General features: G+C 48.3%; 20 protein-coding genes. 10 read left to right on the top strand and 10 right to left on the bottom strand.

The window, feature by feature from the left end; translation table 11 throughout:
* Positions 1–13 precede the first annotated feature (13 nt).
* Positions 14–1,756, top strand: coding sequence for a proline--tRNA ligase (locus BM412_RS09830; protein WP_091216945.1), 1,743 nt, complete (start codon positions 14–16; stop codon positions 1,754–1,756).
* 69 nt (positions 1,757–1,825) lie between these two features.
* Here the strand turns inward: BM412_RS09830 and xerS are convergent, their stop codons facing one another.
* Positions 1,826–2,908 carry a tyrosine recombinase XerS gene (gene xerS, locus BM412_RS09825; RefSeq protein ID WP_091216942.1) on the bottom strand — a complete coding sequence of 361 codons (1,083 nt, stop codon included), beginning with the start codon at positions 2,906–2,908 and terminating at the stop codon, positions 1,826–1,828.
* Between the two features lie 176 nt (positions 2,909–3,084).
* Between xerS and BM412_RS09820 the strand changes: the two genes are divergently transcribed.
* From BM412_RS09820 to BM412_RS09795, 6 genes are all read left to right on the top strand, one after another.
* On the top strand, positions 3,085–3,447 hold the full coding sequence (locus BM412_RS09820; RefSeq protein ID WP_091216939.1) for a GntR family transcriptional regulator: 363 nt from the start codon (positions 3,085–3,087) through the stop codon (positions 3,445–3,447).
* A 9-nt stretch (positions 3,448–3,456) separates the two neighbouring features.
* Complete coding sequence (locus BM412_RS09815; RefSeq protein WP_091216937.1) at positions 3,457–4,350, top strand: ABC transporter ATP-binding protein; 894 nt, start codon at positions 3,457–3,459, stop codon at positions 4,348–4,350.
* Entirely contained in the window at positions 4,347–5,036 is a 690-nt protein-coding gene (locus BM412_RS09810) for a hypothetical protein (RefSeq protein ID WP_091216934.1), read from the top strand. Before BM412_RS09815 ends, BM412_RS09810 begins: the two co-directional genes overlap by 4 nt.
* A 135-nt stretch (positions 5,037–5,171) precedes the next feature.
* Entirely contained in the window at positions 5,172–5,828 is a 657-nt protein-coding gene (locus BM412_RS09805) for a cell wall hydrolase (RefSeq protein ID WP_091216932.1), read from the top strand.
* 238 nt (positions 5,829–6,066) lie between these two features.
* Positions 6,067–7,479 (top strand): immunoglobulin-like domain-containing protein, encoded by a 1,413-nt coding sequence (locus tag BM412_RS09800; protein WP_091216929.1) that lies wholly within the window; start codon positions 6,067–6,069, stop codon positions 7,477–7,479.
* Positions 7,480–7,619: 140 nt separating this feature from the next.
* Positions 7,620–8,183, top strand: a complete 564-nt coding sequence (locus BM412_RS09795) for an NUDIX domain-containing protein (RefSeq protein WP_091216926.1) — start codon at positions 7,620–7,622, stop codon at positions 8,181–8,183.
* Between the two features lie 88 nt (positions 8,184–8,271).
* Here the strand turns inward: BM412_RS09795 and BM412_RS09790 are convergent, their stop codons facing one another.
* Positions 8,272–8,760, bottom strand: coding sequence for a C40 family peptidase (locus BM412_RS09790; RefSeq protein ID WP_091216925.1), 489 nt, complete (start codon positions 8,758–8,760; stop codon positions 8,272–8,274).
* 254 nt (positions 8,761–9,014) lie between these two features.
* Here BM412_RS09790 and msrA point away from each other — a divergent pair, with 254 nt between their 5' ends.
* Positions 9,015–10,001 (top strand): peptide-methionine (S)-S-oxide reductase MsrA, encoded by a 987-nt coding sequence (gene msrA, locus BM412_RS09785; protein ID WP_091216921.1) that lies wholly within the window; start codon positions 9,015–9,017, stop codon positions 9,999–10,001.
* A gap of 133 nt (positions 10,002–10,134) precedes the next feature.
* On the opposite strand, the gene BM412_RS09780 is transcribed toward msrA, so the two are convergent.
* On the bottom strand, positions 10,135–11,337 hold the full coding sequence (locus tag BM412_RS09780; protein ID WP_091216918.1) for an MFS transporter: 1,203 nt from the start codon (positions 11,335–11,337) through the stop codon (positions 10,135–10,137).
* Positions 11,338–11,500: 163 nt separating this feature from the next.
* Between BM412_RS09780 and BM412_RS09775 the strand changes: the two genes are divergently transcribed.
* Positions 11,501–12,079: a TetR/AcrR family transcriptional regulator gene (locus tag BM412_RS09775; RefSeq protein ID WP_371264747.1), complete on the top strand. Its 579-nt coding sequence runs from the start codon at positions 11,501–11,503 to the stop codon at positions 12,077–12,079.
* A gap of 556 nt (positions 12,080–12,635) precedes the next feature.
* Here the strand turns inward: BM412_RS09775 and BM412_RS09770 are convergent.
* The 4 genes from BM412_RS09770 to BM412_RS09755 all read right to left on the bottom strand — a co-directional run bounded on the left by BM412_RS09770 (position 12,636) and on the right by BM412_RS09755 (position 16,549).
* Positions 12,636–13,709 carry a Gfo/Idh/MocA family protein gene (locus BM412_RS09770; protein WP_091216913.1) on the bottom strand — a complete coding sequence of 358 codons (1,074 nt, stop codon included), beginning with the start codon at positions 13,707–13,709 and terminating at the stop codon, positions 12,636–12,638.
* Between the two features lie 3 nt (positions 13,710–13,712).
* Complete coding sequence (locus BM412_RS09765) at positions 13,713–14,711, bottom strand: Gfo/Idh/MocA family protein (RefSeq protein ID WP_091216910.1); 999 nt, start codon at positions 14,709–14,711, stop codon at positions 13,713–13,715.
* A gap of 599 nt (positions 14,712–15,310) precedes the next feature.
* Positions 15,311–15,928 (bottom strand): hypothetical protein, encoded by a 618-nt coding sequence (locus BM412_RS09760; protein WP_091216907.1) that lies wholly within the window; start codon positions 15,926–15,928, stop codon positions 15,311–15,313.
* A 108-nt stretch (positions 15,929–16,036) separates the two neighbouring features.
* Entirely contained in the window at positions 16,037–16,549 is a 513-nt protein-coding gene (locus BM412_RS09755; protein WP_091216904.1) for a hypothetical protein, read from the bottom strand.
* Between the two features lie 355 nt (positions 16,550–16,904).
* Here BM412_RS09755 and BM412_RS09750 point away from each other — a divergent pair, with 355 nt between their 5' ends.
* On the top strand, positions 16,905–18,266 hold the full coding sequence (locus BM412_RS09750; RefSeq protein WP_091216903.1) for a catalase: 1,362 nt from the start codon (positions 16,905–16,907) through the stop codon (positions 18,264–18,266).
* A gap of 840 nt (positions 18,267–19,106) precedes the next feature.
* Here BM412_RS09750 and BM412_RS09745 read toward each other — a convergent pair.
* The 3 genes from BM412_RS09745 to BM412_RS09735 form a co-directional block, all read right to left on the bottom strand.
* A complete protein-coding gene (locus BM412_RS09745) occupies positions 19,107–19,298 on the bottom strand; it encodes a hypothetical protein (RefSeq protein ID WP_091216900.1) in 192 nt (63 codons plus the stop codon).
* Between the two features lie 208 nt (positions 19,299–19,506).
* The gene (locus BM412_RS09740) at positions 19,507–20,376 is read right to left on the bottom strand and encodes an alpha/beta hydrolase (protein WP_091216898.1); all 870 of its coding nucleotides are present in this window, start codon (positions 20,374–20,376) and stop codon (positions 19,507–19,509) included.
* A gap of 338 nt (positions 20,377–20,714) precedes the next feature.
* Positions 20,715–25,115, bottom strand: a complete 4,401-nt coding sequence (locus tag BM412_RS09735; RefSeq protein WP_091216895.1) for an S-layer homology domain-containing protein — start codon at positions 25,113–25,115, stop codon at positions 20,715–20,717.
* Positions 25,116–25,156 lie beyond the last annotated feature (41 nt).

Below are 25,156 nucleotides of genomic sequence, written 5' to 3'. Positions count from 1 at the left end.
GGATGGGTTTACGATGAGACAGAAGTCAGTATTCTTGCCAACAATGAGGGAAGTGCCTGCAGACGCGGAAGCCGTCAGTCATAAGTGGCTTGTGAAAGGCGGATTTATTCGTCAGCTCTCCGCCGGCGTCTATTCCTTCATGCCTTTAGGGCGACGCGTGCTGCGTAAGGTAGAAGCTATCGTTCGCCACGAAATGGAGCAGACCGGAGCACAAGAGGTACTGCTGCCCGCTTTCCAGCCTGCTGATCTATGGCAGCAATCAGGGAGATATGAGGTTTACGGGCCGGAACTGGTACGGCTGCAGGATCGTAACGGTCGCGAATTCGTGCTTGGACCGACGCATGAAGAAGTCATTACGCAGCTTGTCGGTCAGGAGATCTCGACCTATCGGAAGCTTCCTGTCACATTGTTCCAGCTGCAAACGAAGTTCCGCGATGAACGTCGGCCACGTTTTGGTTTGCTGCGATGCAGAGAGTTTGTCATGAAGGATGCGTATTCTTTTGACAGCGATTGGGAGGGCTTGGATCGGACGTATCAGGCGATGTATGAGGCGTATCATCGAATCTTCGAGCGAAGTGGACTGGAGTTCCGAGCGGTTCAAGCAGATGCCGGGGCAATAGGCGGAGAAGGCGGAACCCATGAATTCATGGCGATAGCGGAATCCGGCGAGGATGACGTGGTGACTTGCAGTTCTTGTGATTATGCGGCGAATATGGAGAAAGCGATTAGTCGTGAAGCAGCATTAGTGGAAGCGGACAAGAGACGTCTAATTAGAGATCAGGCTGAGGATGGTTTGCAAGCCGCGGCGGAACAATTCCATACCCCTGGCATGAGAACGATTGACGAGTTGGTTTCAGGGCTTGGCATAGGCCATAATGGACTGATTAAAACGCTGATCTACTTAGCTGATGGTAAACCCGTTGCGGTTCTTGTACGCGGTGACCACAGCATTAACGAAACGAAAGTGCTCAATGCGCTCCAAGCCGTAACGCTTACTCTCGCTGATTCGGATACGGTTAGAACGGTTACCGGTGCGGGAACCGGATTCGCCGGGCCAATTGGACTGGCGATTCCGCTGCTGGTTGATCTGGAAGTTGCACAGATGAAGGCCGGAATCGCTGGTGCTAATGTAACGGACCATCATGTTCGTCAAGTTGTGCCTGGGAGAGACTTCTCTCTGGAGAGGACCGGAGATTTCCGCAATGTAGAGGTAGGCGATCGTTGTCCGAGCTGCGAGCATGGGGAGCTGCGCACGATTCGCGGTATCGAGATCGGACATGTGTTCAAGCTCGGCACCAAGTACAGTGAGAAGCTTGGCGCGCAGTTCGTGGATTCCACCGGTGAAACGAAGCCGATCATTATGGGCTGTTACGGGATTGGCATCTCGCGGCTGCTCTCGGCTATCATTGAGCAGCATCATGACGAGAACGGCATGATATGGCCTAGCGCCGTTGCGCCGTATGATGTTCACCTCATTCCGGTTTCAACGCAGGATAGCCTGCAGATGGATGTGGCTGAACATCTATATGCGCACTTGCAGGCAGCCGGTATCGATGTTCTGCTGGATGATCGCGATGAGCGGCTTGGCGTGAAGCTCAAGGACAGCGATTTGATCGGCATTCCAATTCGAATTGTAGTTGGAAAAGGGGTGGCGGACGGCCAAGTGGAATGGAAGTTGCGCGGCGTGAGCGGCGCAGCGGATCGAATGGCGATTACGGATGTGCTTACGGCTGTTCAAGGTGCAATGCGCGGTTAGAATTTGATTTAAAGATGAAGTTACGTTGCATGAACAAAAGCCCCATACCAACCCGGTATGGGGCTTTTCTTATGCTTCTTTCGGCCGATCGATGGCTTCGGCCATCGTTTTGTCCGTCAGATGCGCGTAAATTTGCGTTGTTTCCGGTGAGGCGTGGCCGAGCTGTTCCTGCGTCTTGTATAGGTCATTGCGCAGATAGTAGTCGGTCGCGAAGGAATGGCGCAGCTTATGTACCGAGAGATACGGTTTGCCGAAACGTTTGGCATATTTGATGACCATCTCTTGAATGGCTCGCTTCGTCATCCGGGAGCCTTCCTTCTTGCCGTTCGGAATGGCGAGGAAGAGAGCTTTCTCACGCTTCGGTGCTTTATACTGCGAATCCCGCTGCGACATATACAACTGAAGATCACGCATAGCCTCTTGGCGGAAATAAACCGGCGTCTTAAACGAGTCGTCGTTCTTCCCTTTACGGTACACGTAGAGCAGCCGTTTCTTCAGATCGATGTCATCGACGTTCATATTGAACACCTCAGATACGCGCAGCCCGGAATTGAGGATAAGACTTACTATCGAAGTATCGCGCGTACGGTTATTCGTATAGGAGTAGAGCGCTTGCTTATTCGTGGCGATCTCCGTGCCGTAATCCTCGTTGATGTACCGAATAAACTCATCAATCTCCTGCTCCTGCAGCAGCTTGCCTTCAAGCTTAGCAGCAGTATCCTTCGGCTTGGACGTTCGTTTGATCGATACCTTTGCCATCACGTTGCGCTTCAATAGCGGATAGAACTGTTCATCCTCAGCAATTTGACTCAAATAATGAAAGAGCGAGCGAAGGGAGGAAAGTTTGCGAGAGATGGTCGTTCGGCTGTTGGCTTGCTGTTGGCGAGTAGCCAGGAACATTTTGAAATGATCGATACTGTCCATATGCAGTCGTTCCAGCTCGATCAGCTCTACATCGCGCAGCGTCGGTCCGGCAGCCAGTCCTTCCGCAAGCAGCCAAGAAAGAAACGTATCATAATCCCGCACATATTCAAGCAGCGAAGAAGGCGAGAGGTCGGGAAGCTTATAGTTAATGAATTTCTCGATATACCAGGGCATTGATGGCGTTCTGCGGTCAAGCTCCTGTCGATCTTTAATTTTTATAATATTCATTCGCAGCCACCTCCATTATTTCTCATTTTAAAGCAGTGGGAGGGCAATGTAAACCGCGCATTGGAACGAATGTTCGTACTGGGCTGCTGTGGAAATCCGAGAAACACTCTTGACGAAAGCGTTCATTACTTATATAGTTAGTTACATGAGTAACTAACCGATGTGGTGGTGTAGCGATGGGTATCAAAATCGATGACAGCCGTCCCATATTCGTCCAGATTGCAGAACGAATTGAGGATGACATTATTGGAGGCGGAATGCCGGAGGAATCACAGGTTCCTTCGACGAATCAGTTCGCTGCCTTCTACGGAATTAATCCGGCCACAGCAGCTAAAGGCGTGAATCTGCTAGTCGATGAAGAGATTCTATATAAGAAACGGGGAATTGGCATGTTTGTCGCAACCGGCGCTAGAGCGAAGCTGATGGAGAAGCGGAAAGAGCAGTTTTTCGAACAATATGTCGTAACGATGATTCAAGAAGCAGAGAAGCTTGGCATTACGATTGAACAATTAACGGATATGATCCGCAGGAGAGGATGAGCCTGACCTATGAAGACTGTAATTGAAGCGAAGCATTTAACGAAGGTGTTCGGGAATTACAAAGCTATCGATGATATCAGCTTCGAAATTGAAGAGAATAAGATCTATGGGCTGCTTGGACGCAATGGTGCAGGCAAAACAACGATTATGCATATGATAACCGCGCAATTGTTTAAAACGAGCGGAGAGCTTCTTGTATTCGGCGAAGACCCGTACGAGAACAATCGCGTGCTGCGTCAAATTTGCTTTATTAAAGAAAGTCAGAAGTATCCGGATAACTTCAAAGTGGTGGATGTTTTGGAGACTGCTGCTTTATTTTTCCCCCAATGGGATAGCGCATATGCACGTGAGCTGGTCGCGGAATTCAAGCTTCCGCTCAAGCGCAGAGTGAAGAAATTATCCCGAGGCATGCTGTCCGCCGTCGGCATCATTGTTGGCCTTGCCAGCCGCGCGCCGATTACGATTTTTGATGAGCCCTACTTGGGACTCGATGCCGTGGCGCGGACGATATTCTACGATCGGTTAATGGAAGACTATGCGCTTCATCCTCGCACTGTTATTCTGTCGACACATCTCATTGATGAAGTAAGCCGGCTGCTGGAGCATATCATCGTCATTAATGAAGGAAAATTACTGCTCAATGAGGAAGCAGATTCGCTGCGCGGCCGTGCTTATACGGTAACCGGACCGATAGCCAAAATCGAATCCTATACGGCAAATAAGAAAATCATCCACAGTGAGGGAATGGGCGGTTATCGTTCTGCGACGATCTATGGCAGCTTGGTTGCCAGTGATCAGAAGACGGCAGAAGCATTGGGATTGGACATTTCGACGGTTACCATTCAACAGTTGATTGTCTACCTAACAAGTAATCAAGTGCGTAAAGAGGTGACGTTACGATGAATATGGTACAAAATGTAGTCAAAATGTACGCAAGAGACAAATGGGGCTGGTTTTTTCTCCCTTGGGTCATTCTGTTTTCCAGCTTTATAGTCAATCTGTTTATTGCCGCTTTCCTTCCGGTGGACGACAAAATCGTTACCGGCGGCCTGATGTCGATCTTCATCTATATGATGGTAATCGGAATTGTTTCATTGTCGCAAACATTCCCATTTGCACTGGGTCTAAGCGTTAGGAGACGCGATTTCTTCTTAGGCTCCATGCTTATGATTTCATTGCTGAGCGCGGGGATCGCCATCATTTTATGTTTGCTTTCTTATATTGAAGGAAGTGTAATTGATGGCTGGGGAGTGAGTTTGTATTTCTTCCATTTGCCCTACATTTCAGACGGTAATGCTTTCTTGCAAATCGTAATCTTCTTCTCTGTCATGCTGAATCTCTACATGATTGGGTTCCTGTGTGCCAGCGTTCATCGTCGATTCGGCCGAAATGGGATGTATGTGTTTTCAATTGTTGCCGTTCTCGTCTTGACCGTAATTACTTATATAGTTAAATATATGGGATGGTGGTCCGATATCTTCAATTTCTTCGGCGACCATACGGCTGTCCAATTTGCCCTAATGTTGTTTCCGATTACGATTTGTCTATCTCTCGTGTCCTATTTACTGCTGCGCAGAGCTACAGTGTGAATAAGCCGCTGGTTGTTATTCGTGCAGTATGAGAGATTTTTAAGTTCATTAGAATATCCCCTTAATTCGCATGGCAGATGTTGATTCATGTTACAATCAGCCTCATACCAGACGATATGGAGGGGTTTCAACACCATGGTAAGACACAAAAGAATAGCCGCGGCACTAGTATTCTTCGTACTTCTATCCGGAGGCTCGATATTTAGTTCAGAATCACATGCTGCTGCAGCACCGACACTCAAAGCGGGAAGTCAGGGCGGAGATGTATCGGATCTACAGTTCCGATTGCAAACGCTCGGCTACTACAAAGATAAGATCACGACCACATATGGCATGGCGACGCGCAACGCCGTTGCAAACTTTCAACGTGCTAATGGGATCACCAGCGATGGGATCGCCGGACCTAAGACATGGGCTAAGCTGAAGAAGCTTTCGGTAAACAAGCCTGAGCTGTCGAAGCTGGCTCGAATCATCTACTCTGAAGCACGTGGAGAGGTGTATAAAGGTCAAGTCGCGGTAGGGGCTGTCGTCATGAACCGCTTGAAATCGCCGCTGTTCCCGAAGAACTTAACCGAAGTGATCATGCAGCCATATGCATTTACCGCTGTAGCCGATGGTCAATATTGGCTGCTTCCGAACAACACCGCATTCCTGGCAGCTAAGGATGCTGTTCGTGGATGGGATCCGACAAAAGAAGCGCTGTTCTATTACAATCCGATCACGGCCAAGTCAGAGTGGATTCGCTCCCGGAAAATTACAACTAAGATTGGAAGCCATGTTTTTGCGATCTAATCGAACTAAAACCGCCTTTGGAGGCGGTTTTTTTTATCTTATTTTCCTGCAACAAATTTGGATCTTCAACCGTTTGAAGGATAGATGAAAACGACGGAGTCGCGAATGCGCCATTTGGATACAGTTAACGACAGAAAATGAAATTTATTCCTAAATGGCCCCCGTAAACATGCCCATGGCGACGAAATGTATCTGTAGTGAGCGTTTTCACTAATTTATGGTGTAGGGAGAGAGGATCATGAAGAAGTGGACAGTAATTATGCTTGTCCTTTCCATGTGTCTACTTGGCAGCAGCACCGCACTCGCACATGGGAATAGCCACAATGATAGTCGCCAGCAGCAATTGCAATCCTGTAAAGACGCTGTGAATCGCCTGAACGCAGTACTCGCTAAAGTGAAGAATGAACGTACGCGTGCGATCCTAAAGCGAATGATTGCAAGTTTCAAAGCGGAATGTGAAGCTGGCACTAATGGCGACAGCACGTATCAGAAAGATCTGGCCAAAGTAAACGCCGACAAGAATGCACTGGCTATTCAGTTTCTCGGTAATGACAATGCGAAATCCGTAACCTTGCCAGTCATTCTCTTCACGAAAGGGAAGAATGGATCTGCTATTACTTGGACTTCCAGCAATACTTCCATACTGTCGAGTAATGGATTACTTATTAATCGACCACAGAATAACGATGCTACGGTCGATATGACGGCAACGATACGTTCCGGCAACGCAACAACGACCAAGACATTCCGCCTCATCGTAAAATCTACTGCACCGGCCATGTCCGATATCGATCGAGTGAAGAAGGATTATGAGGCATTAAACATTGTGTTCGGCGGTACTGATACGATCGATAGCGTTACACAACCGTTTAAAGAGCTTCCGAGCAAAGGCGTGAACGGCTCCATAGTCACCTGGGAATCGACGCTGCCATCCGTAATCTCCAATGATGGCAAGAAGGTGGTAAGACCTCCTAGCGGCTCCGGCAGCACGACAGTCGTCTTTACAGCTCAAGTTCGATCCGGCAGCTATAAAGAAATGAAGGTCTTTATCGTCAAGGTCAAAGAACAGTTGCCTGATGCCCAGCGCGTTGCTGCAGATAAAGCAGCTCTTCAAATTGATTTTGGCGGATCAGACTCTGCCGGGCGCGTTACCCGTCCGTTTGATGCATTACCGGCATACGGCGTGAATGGCTCTTCGATTAAATGGATGTCCAGTTCACCTGCCGTGTTGTCCGATGACGGCAAAACGCTTCACCGTCCGGCGGCGAGTGTGGGAGATACTTTTGTCCTGATGTCGGCCGTGATTACAAGCGGATCTGCGGTCGATGTGAAGCAGTTTACATTGACTGTGAAGGCGGATTATACAAGTTCCGATAAGGTTGCAGCAGATAAGGCCGATCTTGCGATTACGTTTAAAGATTCCGACAATGCCGGCTATGTCACAAAGCCGCTCGGACTGCCTTCCAAGGGCTATTATGGCAGCACAATCATCTGGTACTCCAGCAACACTTCCGTGTTGTCAGACAACGGCACCGTGCTGCATCGTCCCGCGCATGGTCAAGGTGACGTAACTGTGAATTTGACCGCTTTTATCAGCAATAACGGCGTTGGCGATGTTAAGGTGTTCACGGTAACCGTGAAGCAACAATAACATTCTAAAGCTCTCGAATTGACCTATTGAACTCTAGACCGACTGGCGCTATGATTAACGAAGCTGAGTGGGAGATGGAACGATCTCGGCAGCTCGAAATTATGGCAATTCAATATCGGACAATTCGGGAGAGTTCACTTATGGGGATTAATTTTTGTTTGACTTGTGGGGCTCCGCTGGAAGTTCGAGATGTAGACGGAACGCCTCGGAAAGCCTGCACGGCTGATGGCTGCAATTTCGTGCATTGGGGAAATTACAGTGTCGGTGTTGGCGCTTTGGTTGTTCGCAATGAAAAAGTCCTTCTGGTTCGTCGCGCTCAAGAGCCGGGTAAAGGGTATTGGACGAATCCTGGCGGTTATATTGAACAGCATGAGCTCATTCATGAAACGATAAAGCGCGAGGTTATGGAAGAGGCCGGCGTAGAAGCTGAGGTTCGGAACATCGTTGCCGTCCGTGATCATCCGAGAAACATTCACAACGTCTATCTTGCTTTTGCGATGGACTATGTTTCCGGTGATCCGGTTCCCGACGGTGTTGAAGTTGATGCAGCCGGCTTCTACAGTTTACAGGAGATGGAATTGATGAACGTAGCCGGTTTCACGAAGTGGCTGGTTGATGTAGCATTGCATGGTCAAGGCGAAGGCTTGAAGGAAGACAAAGAGCCAATTGTACAATTTGACGGATATGGGTTGTTCCGCATATGAGTCGAGGGTTGGCGTGATGAGAAAAGAGCCTGATAAGAGGAGATGCGGATCGGTTCCGTATACCATCTTAACAGGCTCTTATTTGAGGTTAACTGAGGACGCGTCTTGCGGTTACAAATGATTTCTTCCAATAGCCTGACGACATATCGGAGATCTTCACGCTTTTGCCGGCACTATGCAGAATCTTATTATCTCCGGCGTAGATCGCAACATGGCTGATTCCGATCCCATTGGTGTTGAAGAAGACCAGATCGCCTATACTTAAGTATCCTTTGGCAATTTTCTTGCCTTTGGCCGATTGATCGGAAGACGAGCGCGGCAGTGAAATATCGAAGTTATCAAATACATATTGTGTAAAGGATGAGCAATCGAATGCATTCGTCATATATGGTACCGCGCCATATAGATAAGGAGTACCTATGTATTTCTCTCCATAAGTGATCAATTCTTTCGATTTCTCCGTTGCAGCGCTTGCTTGCGATGCTGTGCTAAGTGACATTGCAGTAAATCCAACCGTGGCGCAAAGGCTCACACTTAGGATGCTCTTGAGTAAACGTTTGTTAGTTGTTGCTATCATCTGTTTATTCCCTCCAGCTCTTCAAGGTGCCATTTGTCTTTACACACTATAACACACTCCCAAAACACCCTTTTTGCACCATTAGGAGTCAACAGCGAGTGTTCTATAGCGATTAGAGCCTTTATGAGAATTACGTGAGAAATTTCTCATGATTGAGGGCGAATAAATGAGAATGGCGTCGTTTGGAATGATGGTCCAGCTTTGATATGATAGAAACAGAGTAAAATCGACAAGAAGAAAGGGGATTCATTATCATGTCAGATCATGTGAATGTTACTAATAATGAGCCTTCGGGCAGTGTGGAACAAGCAACCTTTGCAGGTGGCTGTTTCTGGTGTATGGTGACTCCTTTTGAGGAGCAGCCCGGAATTATCAGTGTAATTTCCGGTTATATGGGCGGTCACACAGAGAATCCAACCTATGAAGAAGTGTGTTCCGAAACGACTGGACACGCTGAAGTGGTACAAATTACTTTCGATTCCTCGATTTTTCCCTATGCGAAATTGCTCGATGTTTACTGGAGACAAATCGACCCGACAGATGCCGGCGGACAATTCCATGACCGCGGTAATTCGTACCGGACTTCCATTTTCTATCATAGTGAAGAACAGCGCGTTATTGCGGAACGTTCCAAGCTAGAACTAGCGCAGAGCGGTCGATTCGATAAGCCGATTGCAACTGAAATCGTTGCTGCAACACCGTTCTATCCGGCTGAAGACTATCATCAAGGCTACCATCACAAGAATCCGCTTCGTTACCGGATGTATCGTGAAGGTTCAGGACGTGATTCGTTTATAAAGGGTCATTGGAATACGAAGGAAGATCGTGAAGCAAGACGTCAGAAGCTGACACCGCTTCAATTCGAAGTCACTCAGAATAACGCGACAGAAGCGCCTTTCGAGAACGAATATTGGGATTTTAACGGAGAAGGTATCTATGTAGATATCGTGTCCGGAGAGCCGTTGTTCAGTTCAGCGGATAAATTCGATGCGCACTGCGGATGGCCTAGCTTCACCAAACCACTTGTTGGCGGAAATGTGAAGGAAAAGCAGGATTTGAGCCACCGTATGATTCGCACGGAGGTACGCAGTGTGAATGCGGACTCGCATTTGGGTCATGTGTTCAATGACGGGCCGGGCCCAACGAAGCTGCGGTATTGCATAAACTCTGCGGCTCTGCGGTTTATTCCGAAGGAAGATATGGAGCAAGAAGGTTACGGGTATTTGTTGGATTCGGTATAAGCGTGATTCAGGTTGGTTTACATAACTATTGTTAAGTAAACCAAGTAGGTTGATAAGTAGAGAAATGAAAAACTCTCGTTCGATGCAGCGGCGGATATCGCGCTGATGAGCGAGAGTTTTTTTAGTAATTCCATTATGATTTTGACTTGGTTTCGGTTAGGAAATATAAGAAAGCTAAGAATGGCAACGCTCCACCTACACATGTACTCCATACCCAGCCGCCGTGCGCATAGGTTAATCCTCCCAAGAATGAACCGACCGCTCCACCAATGAAGAAAATCGCCATAAACAACCCATTTAATCTTCCCCGGGCTTCATTCCCTAGCGAATAGATGATTCGCTGACTTGTGACCAAATTTGCGGAAACCGCCATATCCAATGTAATCGCAACGAGGAAGAGCAGCGCTAGCGAGAGATGTGATTTGTCATGAAATACGGCAATGAGTAGGAAAGACATGACCGCAGTGATGATGGCTGTTATGGTAATGGTTTTGGTAAACCCTTTGTCAGCCCATCTACCGCCAATCGGTGCGGCGATTGCCCCGGCTACCCCAACCAAGGCAAATAAGGCGATCCCTTGCTGGGACATTTCATACTCGTCAACCAGCCGTAGTGGCACAGTAGTCCAGAAGAGGCTGAAGGACCCGAACAGGCAGGCTTGATAAATGGCTCGACGGCGTAAGATCGGATACATTCTCAATAGTTGAATTAAAGAAGCAACGAGTTGAATGTAGCTTAATTTGCTTTCCGGGTATCTTGTAGGCAAAGCACGCGCCAGCATTAAGGCTAACAATGCCATGAGAACAGCGGATAAAACAAATATCGTCCGCCATCCCCAGAGTCCGGCGACAAGACTGGAAATCGGCCGGGCAAGCATGATACCCAGCAATAGTCCGCTCATGACGTTGCCAACAACTCGGCCGCGCTGCTGTTCGCTAGCCATCGATGCAGCCAGTGGGACTAGAATTTGAGCAACGACTGAGCCGGTTCCGATTAATAAGGCGGCAGTCAGGAAAAGAATGGCTCCGGGCGAAACAGCAGCCAGAATCAAAGCTAAGACGACAACGAGAAGCGAGCTCACGATGAGTCGGCGATTCTCAAGCTTATCGCTTAGCGGAACGATGAAGAGTAAACCGGATACATAGCCAATTTGCGTAAACGTTACGATTAAACCGGCTACACCTGGCGGAAGTCCAAGTGCCTTACTTATGGGACCAACAAGGGTTTGGGAATAGTAAAGATTAGCCACGACCAGACCACATGCGACAGCCAAGATAACCATCATGGCCGTTGAAATATTGTTTTGTTGCTTTGAAACAGCCTTACCAGTACTCATGATAATCGAATTCCTCTCTATATAATGAATGATTATGGATTAAGTAGACGTATCGTTTACTTAATGTGTGGATAAAACTATATACTGAACGCAGCGTTTTGTAAATACGCCGTTTTCCCGATATACTGATATCAAAAGCGTTAGAATTGAAAGTGGGATGGATATGGCTCAAAAAGGACGCCCCAGAGATGTCAAGCTTCAACAATTAATATTATCGGTTTCGTATGAGCTGCTGCTCGGGAACGGTTATGAAGCCGTTACCATAGAGAAAATAGCCGAAAAGGCCGGCGTGAGTAAGGCGACCATCTATAAATGGTGGCCAAACAAGGCAGCTGTCGTAGCAGACGGGTTTTTCAATGCCGCAGCGAGCCAGATGCCCGTACCGGATACCGGATCTGTCATGGAAGATATTTTGATCCACGCGATTAATTTAGCTGTATTTATGGAAAGCAAAGAAGGAAACATGATTGCCGAATTAATCGGTCAAGGTCAAATGAATCAGACGTTAATGCAAGTATTCCGCGAATACTACGTAAAGCCAAGACGTGCGGAATCCGCGATGATCTTAACCAGAGGCATTAATCGCGGCGAACTCAGTCCAAACCTGGATGTGAATTCCAGTATTGATTTGTTATACGGGCCGTTATTTTATCGTTTGTTAGTTTCGGGAGAATCATTAACGCCGGACACAGTTAGAGGAATTATTATGATGGCTTTTAATGGCTTGAGGAATTTGGAGTGAAAGATTTGCTTGGAGGAAATGAAATAATTGAGAGAATGAAAATAATTGAAGGAAAAGTTTGAAAGTTTGAGCGTTGCGAAACAGAGCAAGAACAAAAAGCAAAAACCGCGCTGTATTACTACTTCACAAAACCCGTATTTTATACAGATGTCGTTTGCTTCAGTCTTACACCTCCCAGTTGTTTCTTAAAAACTACTTTGCCCGTTAGCGGAACAGGCCGCCGATAACTTCCTCGAGTTGTTTTGCTGGTAATGTTGACAAGCTATTAGCTGGTATAGTTCAACAAGTTACCGGCCAACCGGCTGCTTGTCGGGAATCGGATCAAGTTCTTGTCATCGCCAAATGACAAGAACTTGATCCGATAACTAAAAAAGCCCGCGATTTACGCGGATTTCATTCGGATAATGTTCTTGTCACTCGACAATTTTCGCGCGACCCATTCAAAAATATACGTGCACCTGTCAGTCTCCAGATAGAAAAAACGAAAGCCCGAATCTGGAAGACGGGCTTTCGTTTGGAAGCGGGTATCTCGTCCTTCCCTTCTCGATGAGACCCGTCAGTCGAAGTAGACCGGCTTCCCGGTTTCGGCGGAGATATAGACCGCCTCCAGAATCGCCGAAACAACCATCGCCTCTCTGGGCTTCACGAGTGGCTCCTCATCGTTCACTATGCAGTTGATCCACTGCTTGGCTTCGTACTCGAAATCCGTCAGATTCTCGCCTCTAAATCGTTCCCTTGCCTTGGGATCTACGTCGATGACGTTCAGGAACAGGCTGCCGTCCCGCTCGCCGTTGATTCGCAGGCCGCCGTTAAAGTCCGCTCCACCCTTCGTGCCGCACAAATACGACCCTTCCGGCTTGGCGACATTAAGCGCCCAACTGGTTTCAATCGAAACGACGGCGCCGTTCTTGAATTTCACATAGCCGAAGGCCGAATCTTCCACTTCGAATTCATTCGGATCCCAGGGGCCCCACTCATTCGCTGCGTTCTCCGTATGTTTTAATTTATGGAAGACACTGCCTACGACACTTTCCGGCTCGTAATTGTTCATCAGCCAAAGGATGAGATCCAGAGAGTGGGTGCCAATGTCGATCATCGGTCCTCCGCCTTGCTTCTCCTTATCCAGAAACACACCCCATGTGGGGACGCCCCTCCGTCTGGTCGCGACTGCTTTGGCAAAATAGATTTCGCCAAGTTCGTCGTTCTCGATCATTTTCTTCAGCAGCTGGGACTGCGCCTTGCTCCGGTTCTGGTAGCCGACAGTCAATTTTTTCCCTGCCCGGACATGTGCGTCGTACATGGCTTTTGCTTCGGCTCCGGTTTTTGCCATCGGTTTCTCGCACATGACATGTTTCCCAGCCTCCAATGCCGCTATTGAAATCTCAGCATGGGAGATATTCGGTGTCAGAACATGAATGACTTCGATTTCTGGCATGGCGAGCAGCTGCTTGTAATCCGTGAATACCCTGGCGTCAGGCGCGCCGTACTTCTCGGCGGCTTCACGCGCGCGTTCCTCAATCAGATCGCAGAACGCAACCATCTCTGCCTGTTCCACTTTGTTCAGGCTCGGCATATGCTTGCCGTTCGCGATCATGCCGCATCCGATGATTCCTATCTTGACTGTCCGCATTGCTTACATCCCTCCCGTCTGTTTGAACTCTACTGTTCGTCGTTCGCGATGCGCAATATAGGCCGTTTCCAGCAGCTCCGTCAGCTTCGTGCCGTCCTCCAGGCCAAAAGGCATCGGACCGTCATTCATGACGCCGTTTACCCATTGCGTCAACGGCAGCGGCTGAGCTTCGGGCATCCGGTACGGTGCAATCCAGCCCTGCAGCGGTGAATCGGCATACTTGGATGCGACATGCACGCTGTCTCCTGAGACGATAAGTGTTCCTTCCGTTCCGTAGAGTTCGAAAGCCGGCGGCGTCCGGTAAGTAACCAGACTCGTTTCCAGCAGCGCGACAGCATTGTTAGCGAATTCGATCGAGCATTGCGCGTTGTCTTCCACTGCCCTGCCCGTGAAATGGTTGAACATGGACGTGATGCGCTTCGGTTGGCCGAGCAGCCAGCTGGCCAGGTACATCGGGTGGCAGCCGAGATCCATCATGGCGCCTCCGCCTGCGAGTTTCTCATCATACCAGTAGTCGGGCAGCCAATTACGGAGCGCGCCGTCATGTCCGTTCCGAATGCGCAATAGCGTGATCGCGCCTAGCAGGCCGTCGTCCAGCAGCTGCTTGGCGAACAGATGATGCGGCCTCGTCCGGGCGGGAAATGAAATGCAGAACTTGACGCCAGCCTGCCGGACGGCTGCGGAGATAAGATCGCAATCCGCTACGGTAAGCGCCATCGCTTTCTCGGTGAAAATATGCTTGCCCGCGTTTGCGGCGGCAATCATCACTTCGGCGTGCATGCTGGTTGGGGCGTTGACGACTACGGCGTCCACATCCTCCCGGCGTAGCAGCGCGTCCAAGTCGGTCTCGAACATGGCTCCGAGCTCATCCGCCCAGGCGATTCCGCGTTCCTTGTTCTCATCCCATACGGCCGTTATGTTAACGTTTCCAAGTGATTGCAGGTGCTTGGCGTACCCATCGGCATGAACATGCCATTTGCTGAGCATGGCAACATTTAGCATTCGAGAATCCCTCCAACTCCATGATATGAAACGGCGGCTCGCTGCTTATTCGATTTTGGATATATGCGTCTTGCAAAGGTTAGGAAGTGCGGGCAGTCATGCAGTGGAAGCGGGCAATTAATTGTTGCATTCAGGTTAGTAGTGGGAAATTCAACAGTTGGAGAAATCATTCAGTGGATTATACGCATCTACGCCGAACAGACTATCGGGTCTCGGAATCAAAAGAGTCAGCGTGGACTTGAGGTACAGCACCTCACTCTGTGCAGCTAGATCACCTCCAATGTGTTCGTTCAACCAGAATATATCATACATATTAAATATGAAACAATAATACATATGGACAGAAATACCATAAGATCACGACGAAAGTCTGCTCTTGTCGCTCTAAACGGACCACTATAAACGATTCCTTGTAAAACCTAACTGCCCGTAAGCCACGAAAACGGCAACCATTATGCCGGTTGCCGTTGTTTCGTGTTTATTGAACTATCGTACCCGTTAGTTTAATGAAGAGAACCTATTTACGCTTTTTTTAGCGCATTAAATCAAACTGTTGGCTCCAATACGAAAAACAGTACTTGACGAGGTTACGGAATTCATTAATTTCCATCAAAATCATTTACTAATAAGTTTATGTTTTCAACTGCCCAATTCCTATGTTCTTTGTCTACTGTTTGCTCTGGATTGAAATAGAAAGTATTAAATTCAGAAGGCAGGCATGGAAACCTTGAATATTCCCATGCATTATCATCAGAAAAAATAATTCCTTCTGTTAATTCGGCAAGAGCAGATGCAAATAAACCGTACGATAAATTGTAAAATGGATCTGTTCCTGCATATCTTACTACACTCCAATGATATGGCCTCTCTATACTTTTTATTATTTTCTTCTCATATTTTTGAGATTGTTCTCTTCTTAACTCGTCTTCCCATAACTCCTTATACATTTGATCATTATTATATTGATAAATACAAAATCCACCGCTGATTCTATCTGTCGAAACCCAAATGTAATATTCTTCATGAATATCGAATTTATCAGTTAATTTCACAGGAATTGATTCATTTTTATTCTGTAGTGAAATATTAAGCTCAAATTCAGAGTTATTCTTTAAAGACTTCATTCTTGAATTGACTAATTGATTTGCTTTTTCTAAAAGCGCAGAATAAGTTGGTACATTAAAGGTAGTTGGATATACATCAAAACTTGTGCTCATTAGTTCTATCCTTTCATTCCATAATTTCGTCTAACATCGCAAATTATCTATTTTGTTCCGGCAGCCTCGACCTGGTGATTGTTCTGTTTCTGATAACGTACCCGATATTCAGTCACCAATAGTTATAATTTTATTCCCTTCTTTAGATTCGCCGATTATTGAAGGTAGAGGCGAACCAATGAGATTTTCATAAGTTATGTACCATATTCTAGTTCCATCGGGGACTTGAATAATTTTTGCTTTGATACCCGATGAATGAACTACGTAAATATTTGGGTCAGTAATTACGCCATATGAAAAATACAGGGGAATCGTATCCATATTGGAGTAAATTGCTGACAAACCATCATCTGGATTAAGTCGTGAGTATCCTGTTCCGTCTACCCATTCCCAATTTTCTGATTTTGGTTTGATAAATCCTACACCTAAACCTTCGTTATGTCTATAAAAGACAAGTAAACCATTTTTGTTTATTTCAGTATGATAAACCTCATCATTTTGAACATGATTAGGAAATGCTTGTTGAATCTTATCAATTAGTATTGAATCATTCTTGGAACACCCACTTAACACAGATAAAATTACCACCAAGGAAATGACCATAATAAATTTATTCTTCACTTTATATTCCCCCTAAACATGTACTCAACCTCCCATAAGAATCCTGAGCAAATGCCTGTTAGCGTAACAAAAAATGGAGCAACTGCCGCAGGAAATCTACTCCTTGATGCGTTCTGTTTGCTCCAAATTTTTGACTAACAAGACGAATGAGGAACCATTGATGATAATCTCTGTCATAGTGAACACTCCATATATCGTACAATTGAAAAAGGGGCAGTTAGCGGCTTCTTAAGCATATATGTTCGTGTCATCCGACAGTTTCTGCCGGATGACAAGAACAATATTTCTGTCGTTCTTCAATCATGCAAAAGCATCCCTCCTCATACCTTTCTATATACCCAAAGGAGGTAGAGGGATGAACGAGAATAATGACCATCGTGCGGATAACTGGCCGGGCCAGACTCCGCCTGCCCAGCACTCGCAAACGGTCGGCGAACGAGGCCCCGTCCTCGAACAGGACAGCCTGCTGCATGAAACGCTGGAGACATTCGTACATTCGACCTTGCTGGAAAGGCCAGTGCACGTCAAAGGCTGCGGCGCGTTCGGCTACTTTCAGACGACGCATGCCATGTCGGCGCACACGAAGCTTTGTTTTCTGCAACAGCCGGGACAGCAAGTCCCTGTCACGGTGAGATTTTCACTGGCCGTCAGCAACAAAGGCACGCCGGATACGTCCCGAAACATACGTGGCTTCGCCACAAAGTTCTATACGGATCATGGCGTGTTCGATCTGGTCTTCAATCATATCCCCGTGTTCCTAGTCAGGGACGCCGTCCGTTTCCCGGAAGCGGTTAAAGCGCTCTCGCCGTCGCCCGTCAACAACCTCATTAACCCGGAAATTTTCTGGAACTTCATCGCCCGGGCGCCGGAAGCGACCCATCTTATCCTCTGGCTCTTCTCCGACGCGGGCACGGCCAAGAGTCTGCGCCATATTCCGGGCCACAGCGTCAATACATACGTCTGGGTCAACGCGCAAGGTTTCCGAAGCTACGTCAAATATCATTGGCTGCCTCTCGCCGGCACGCAGTATATTGACAGCAGTGAAGCGGCCCGGCTCGCAGGTGAGAATCCGGATTATGCCGCGCAAGAATTGTATGACACGCTGCACGCCGGCAAAACGATTGAATACGGGCTCTACGTGCAGCTGATGAACCCCCAAGACGTGGTCGCCCTCCCTTATGATCCGCTAGACGATACGAAGCTATGGGATGAACGTCAGTACCCGCTGCTCCCGGTCGGGAAGCTGGTCTTGAACCGCAATCCGAGCAATTATAAGGAGCAAGTGGAGAAACTCGCGTTCTCCCCATCCAATCTGCTGGAAGGCGCTGAACTATCCGACGATAAAATGCTGCAAGGCCGCGCCAATATTTACACGGATTCGCAGCGGCGGCGGCTTGGGCCGGATTTCCGTAGCATTCCGATTAATCATCAGTTGAACTGGACGCCTGACTCGCAGATCACCAGCGGCAACGGGAGATTTGTTGAAGGACGCCTGACGCGATCCGATATCCCGAAGCAGGATGATTTTACGCAGGCTGGTCAGTATTATAGGGCGCTTCCGCCAATTCAGCAGGAGCATCTCGTCGATAACCTGGGTGCCAATTTGGCTGCTGTCTCTCCCGGCACGCAAACGTTCGTACTCGGCTACCTCACCCAAGCAGATGCCGGGCTCGGTCAGCGGGTCGCCCGCAAGATTCAGGCACAGCCTAAAGGCTAGGCTGCGTTACGAGGATTTCGGAAATGGGATCAAGTTCTTGTCATCTGGTTTTGACAAGAACTTGATATCATAAATAAAAAAGGCTCCGATATTGAAGCCCCTGCAAAGCCTTGCATTTGATTAAAAGTGAGCTATAAATTGAAACTTATTGAGAAACATTATCAATAACGGGCAACAATTGTATGAGTCAATCGATTTATTTTTTAACTTTTTAATAATTCCTATAACTTTTAAAAAAAGTTTACGTCAGACGGAGGACGCTGTGTAAACTGTCCGATAATGGAATGAAGCCGCCAATCGTGCCAGCTTTGAAGACATCCTATATTGGTTGCAACTTGGAAAAGCTGGCATATAATATTCGCGAAATTGGTTAAACTATCCTGCCCGTTAACGTAATGAAGCCACCGATCGTTCAGGCAGCTTCGTCTTAGATGTATGTATTGAGCTAACGTGCCCGTTAGCCCAACGATCGATCTGACAATTATTCAATAAATTGAATAATCAATTTCATCTCCATCTGGGGTAACTAATTGAAAGATTTGGCTCGTTTCCAATTCCTTGAATATATGTCACTATGGCAACTTTGAACATGTTAATAATAAGTCGTAACCAAATTCAACGTGACAGAAAAGCACCGTTAAACTTAGATAACGGGGTAACGGGAACGATAGTTCAACGACAGCTGTCTGGGAGAACAATAGCACAATAGAAAACTACGGCAGCTGGGTTGGATTATCGGCTGCCGTTTTTCATTGAAACGGGCAGTTATGAGCATTGAATACCACTTTTTTCTTGGGGGAAGATGAATGCCATTCGTAATAAAAAGAAGCTAGGGTGGAATTACATTTGAGTATGTATTTTCCGCTGCAACTCAAGAATAAGAACACGTTCGAGCTGCTCGACACGGGTAATCGGTTCCTTAGTAAAGGGATCTTTTTTTAATTCAATATTTGGACTGGAAGTTGGCACAGCTGCATTGCAAATCGGAATACATACAATCAGAGAGAGAATAACAGCAACAATAAGTTTCATTCTATGGAACCCCCAATCAAGACTATTCGACTAATTTAAAGGGTATCTTTTCCATGCTTTATTAATTGTATCCCCCCCAATATTGAAACAGGCTACCAATTAATCGGCAGCCTGTTATATATTGAACTAACGTGCCCGTTAGCTTAATGATTAATAATGCCTCGTAGCGTAAATTCGGTTTTTAACTGACGTGCGCCATTTCTCAGAATTACTTACATAAATGTGTTCTTAAAAAATCAACAACATTTTGAAATGCTCTTTGAACCATCGGATCATGAAAATTTCGATCAAAATCATGATCCGCTCCTTCAATCGTTATCAACTCAGTATATACTCCATGTTCTTGAAGCTTCTTATACATCATCACCGATTGCTCATATGGCGTTATTTTATCTTTATCTCCATGTAGAAATAACGTAGGCGGATACTCCGCAGTGATATTATGAATAGGGCTATATTGTGTTAATTTATTATAATCATTAGCCGGATCGAATCCGGTCACTTCATTAACCCAAACACCTTGCTGAAAACAATAAAATAATAAATTGCCCCGTTCTTCCCACTGACCATCCGTTATTTCTTTTTCCCCTATGAATTGATAGGCGCTTTGCTTATCAACGATTTCATATTGTTGGCGGAAATGTTCACTCGGTTTCGTCGCCCATTCCCCTAGAATATCATGTCCAAAACAAGAAACTATCGCTTTTGGTTTAATGTCCATAGTGCCTATTAACAAGCTTAGATAACCACCAGAGGCTTTACCAAATAGAGCTATGTTATTTGTATTAAAATCATACCATTCCGTTGCTTTGGTTCGAGCCCATTCAAGTGCATCTCTAATATCTTCTACAATCGATTCCAATTTTGTTTCAGGAGCCAGTCGGTGATCAATATTCACAACACTAAATCCAGCCTGACAAAAATACTCAATTTGTTCTAAAGACATCCAAGCTCTAGTTCCAGCAATTAAGCCACCACCATGAATGTAAATAATGACAGGCGAATTTCTTCCTTGGTAATATATGTCAGCATTAATAGAACAATTATTCACTTGTTTAAAAATCTTTGTTTCTTTCATCTTCTTTGTCTCCTTCCGAACCTTGCCTCATTAATGCTTTACTTTAAGGTATTACTTGATGACGTCCAATTGCGCAGTCTCCAACCATTTCAACGAGAAATAGAGACGTCCGTTCTTCATCAGCGGAGCAGCGTGACGCTCCTCTCATATTCGGACAATGCCAAGAGCCGGCATGTTTCATTCCATAGACTAATAGACGATTTTAATTTCCTAAATGTTACAGTAATTCCAGCGTTATCGGGAAAATTTTCATTTTTCAGGGGTCCTCATTTGGCGCTAAACCGTTACATAGAAAAAAGGAAGCGCATCTGCGCTTCCTTTTCTCCTTGCCAAGCTGCTTATTCGGATAACCCTAAATCCAAGCTCGCATTCAGCGCACGCAGGATGAGGACAACAGCCTCTTCGCGCGTTGCATTCGCGTTCGGTGCAAAGGTATGTTCCCCTCTGCCTTTCACGACGCCTGCTTCAGTCAATGCATCAATCGCTTTAGCTGCCCAATGATTATTCAAATCGGCAAACGTGCTGGTATGAGTGGCTTTGCCAAAGTCGATGACCTTAGCAAGAATCGTTACCATTTCTGCACGCGTAATCTGCTGGTTCAGCTTAAAGGTGCCGTCGCCGTAGCCCTTAATGAAGCCCAAGGCTTCCAGTGCGCTGATCGCGCCATGTGCCCAGTGGTCGTCTTTCACATCTGTGAACGAGACCTTGGCCGATCCAGTCAGGCCAAACGCATTCGCAAGCATCGAAGCAAATTCGGCGCGCGTCACGTTCTTCTTCGGCAGGAACGAGCCGTCCGCATAACCTTGGACAAACCCGGCTTTCGAAGCCAATTCGATGGACGAAGCGCTCCAAGAAGTAGACGGAACGTCGCTGAACGTAACGGACGTCGCATCGGCCTTTGCTTTGCCGATCCGATCTTTCACCGCCGCACCATCCACGGAAGCGTTCAATACAGGCGTTTCTGGCGTTGGCGTAACCGGATCCGTTACTGGAGGCGACGGAGGCGTTACAATCGGGCCCGAACCGCCCGTATTAGCTTGCGAAACCGTAATCGTCAGGTATTCATTGAAGCCCCAATAGTAAACGCGCAGCTTCGCCGTACCCGGCTTAACGGCGGTTACGAGACCATCTTGGCTGACGGTAACCACGTCCGGATTTTTCGATTCGAACATCGCGAGATCCGTCACAACAGGTTCGCTTAGATCGCTCATCGTTGCCGTTGCCTTCAACTGTTGCGTTCCGCCGACCGTCATCGAATTCAAGTCAGGTGTAATTGTCAAGCCTGTAGCCACCGGCGTCGCATCCGAATACGTCGCGATTACCGGTATTCTGACTCCGATACCCTTGTATTGGCCAACGACGTTGGTTCCGCCTTTACGGTTCGTTCGCGTAATTTTGCCGTCCTCCGTAAGATCGGCAATCGTCGGCTCGCCGCTGAACCACGTCAGATCTGCATTGTTCAGTGTCTGAACGGTCGCGTCACTATAGATGGCTTTGACCACAGGAACAACCGGCTGATCGTCGGCATCATCGAACACGTAATACGTTGGATCTGCGACAAGCGTCATGATTTTCGGCTTGATCGGGTTCTTCGTCACCGTCACGTCGAATGCGATCGTATGGCCGAAGTACTCCCCAGTCACCCGCGTCGTGCCCTCTTTCGTCCCAGCGACAAAACGAACATAAGGCTGCTCGTCGTAAACGGCGACGAGATCAGGATCATCGATCTGCCAATCGACGAACCCGGATAGAGGGTCGGTATACGATTGCCCGTCTTTATCCGTATACGTTTCATTCAAGCCGACGAGCGAGGAACCTTGCGGATGAACGTCGACAGAATAAACGCCAGCCGCTTCGTCCGCATCGGCTGCGATGCCTTCCAGGTCGACAACCTCGAAGTGAAGCGTACGCTTATAGGTCACGCCGTAACGCTCGTACGTGAACACAGCATCCGTCTTCCCGGTTCCTACGGCCTCAAAGCCGTTGTCCGTGTTGACGTTCACGACGTCCGGCTGCGAGAATGTCCACGCTCCGTCTTCCACCGGGTAGGTATCACCCGTCGTATCCAAAGCGAATGGCTTCAGCTCGTATGGCGATTGTCCGTTGTACAATCTGAAGGACGCGCCGTCAAAGTACCACGAATAGTCGGAAGTCCGGAAGCCGATGTCGAGCACGTCGGGCTGATCCGGCTGCTCGCTAACGGACACGTTCACGATCGTCGGCGTAAAATCGCCGTATCCGACGGTAAGCGTCGTTCTGCCAAACTTCTGATAGCCCGGATCTGGATTAACGTCACCCGTCGATTTTCCGAGGATGCTGACTGCGCCGTTATCCTTCACCACGTCTGCAATTTCGGTATCATAGACCGACCATGCTGCTTGGTCACTCACGTCCTCCGTCGTGCCGTCACTCTTGACAGCGAGCAGCTGGACGGGGAATTTAGCCCCTTTTTGCACCAAAATCTTTGTGGTCGACAGAAGCAGCGCGTCAACCGTCGGTTCCGCTGCCGCGCCTTCACCTGCCACTCTGACGTTGGAGGAGTAGTCGCCTTCCTTAACGGTGACGCGAACTGCGATGACTGCGCCGTCCAGTACCAGATGCACGCGGGTAGAGCCCGGAGCCACCGGCGTCAAGACGCCGTCCTTAACCGTAACCACGCCGGCATCCTGCGTCGACCACTTGCCTTGCGCGGTTACGTCCGCACTCGTGCCGTCACTGTAGTCAGCCTGCACGGTAACCGGGCGAGGGCCAGCCGTAACATCCAGCGTTATTTTCGGATCACTTACAGTAATACCGGTAATCTGCTTCGGTGTCTCTGCAACCGGCGGCAATCCCTCGGAAGCAGCAACCTCAATCGTGACCGATTGCTTCTGTCCGCCGTACGACACCTCGATAGCTGCCGTTCCTTTGCCGACTGCTGTGATCTCTCCCTTGCGGTTAACGGAGACCACCTGCAGGTTGGCCGAGCGATAGACAGCTGCCTGTGTTTTATTCAGCGTCTCGCCGCCGGACATGACCGCTTCGACTGACAACGCTTCATGCTTGCCGAGCTGCAAGTTCAGCGAATCTGGCGTAACGGAAAGGGAGACCGCCGTCTTCGGATCTGTTTGCTTCACGATAACAGGTATAATGGCAACTTCATTCTTGTAGATCGCGCCGAGAACGGCCGAGCCGACGGATTCAGCAACGATCGTACCGTTGTCGCTGTGGTACGCTACCGATGCATCGGAAGCGAGCCAATCGCTGTCGGCGATTTTGGACGTGACGTCTTCAACTGTGCCGTCATTGTAAATGGCTTTGATGATTGGCGGCTGAGCAGGTTTGCCATCCTTAATTTCCACGAAGGTCGGCTCAGCTACCAAATTCAGCACCTTGTTTGCAGCAGCGGCCTTCGTCACCGTCACGTTGAACGTGAACGGTTCGAGCGCTAAATAATGGCCCGTAATGGTCGTCGTGCCTTCCTTGCCGCCTGCAAAGATACGGCCGGAGTCGTTGATGGACACGATGGATTTATCCGCGACAGTCCATTCGATATCGCCCGTGACGTCATCTTCGTTATAGTTTTGGCCAGTCCGAGGATCCTCGGAGTAAACGCCCATGATCGTAATTTCCTGATAGCTCCGCGGCGGGAGTGAAATAGGCGTGTCCAGCTCCAGCTGCGCCATCATGTCCGGCGTATAGCGCTCCAGCTTGAACGGTCCGCCGACGAACACCTGCACGGCATTGACAAGCAGGCCGTCGTCATAGCCTTCTTCGCCTTCCGTGCCGGTCGGCGCCGTATACTTATATTCGAAGTAAATATAGGCCATGCCTTTGCCGACCGGCGTAATGACGCCGGTCTGGTCGACAGTGGCTATGGATTCATTAGACGAATACCATTTGCCAAGATTCGTCACCTCGTAAAGATCCTGATCGGGATATTCCAGGTCCGCATAGATTTGATGTGGCGCGTCGGTCTCCATGATCTTCAGTACGCTTTCCGACATCATAAGACCGAACAACTGAAACGGAATCGGATCCTTCTGAACGGTGACTGCGATCGACAGTGTCGGCATGCTGCCGTATTTTACACGGATGAACGTCGAAGCCCCGCCCTTGATGCCCTTGATCATGCCGTGCGAAACGGTCGCAACCGCGGCATCGTCCGTGCTCCAGACGGCATCGGCCGTAATATCCCGCGTCGACCCGTCCGTGAACGTCCCATGCAGATGAAGCGGATAGTTCGTATCCGCCTCGACGAACACGTTCAGCGTGGACAGCAGGTATGTGACAAGCGTCGGCTCCGAAGGCTCTGCCGCTTCCGGCGCTCCGGCGCCTGCGGTGATCGTAACAGGAACGTTGACGACGGCGTCGCCGAGATTGAGGCGCACTTCCGTCGTTCCGGCCGCTTTGGCCGTAATGACGCCCCGGTCGACGACGGCGACGGCTGGATTCATGGACATCCAAGCGCCTTGCGTCGTCACGTCTTTCGCCGAACCGTCCTTATACTTCGCTTCGACTGTTACCGGATGGCTTCCCTCCGACAAGGCGAAGGCAACCTTCGACTCGCTTGGCGTCAGCGTGTCGAACTGCGCGGACGCGGCATCCTGAACGGCCGGTTGTTCATGCGCGGTTCCCGGCTCGACGCCGATACTCGTGCTTGGCGAGGCAAAAGCCAAGCTGCCGAACAACGAACCAAGGAGTACTGTTATTACGAGCGATAATGATAGAGCTTTTCTGACAACCTTCCGATGATGCATAACTTTCCTCCTAAATCAATTTTATATGTAACCCTTTTCAA

Origin of the sequence: Paenibacillus sp. BC26 (assembly GCF_900116125.1) — a bacterium.
GTDB classification, from domain to species: Bacteria; Bacillota; Bacilli; order Paenibacillales; family Paenibacillaceae; genus Paenibacillus_Z; species Paenibacillus_Z lignilyticus.
Note: the sequence above shows the minus strand (reverse complement) of the source record. Positions and strands in the feature narration are given on the sequence as shown.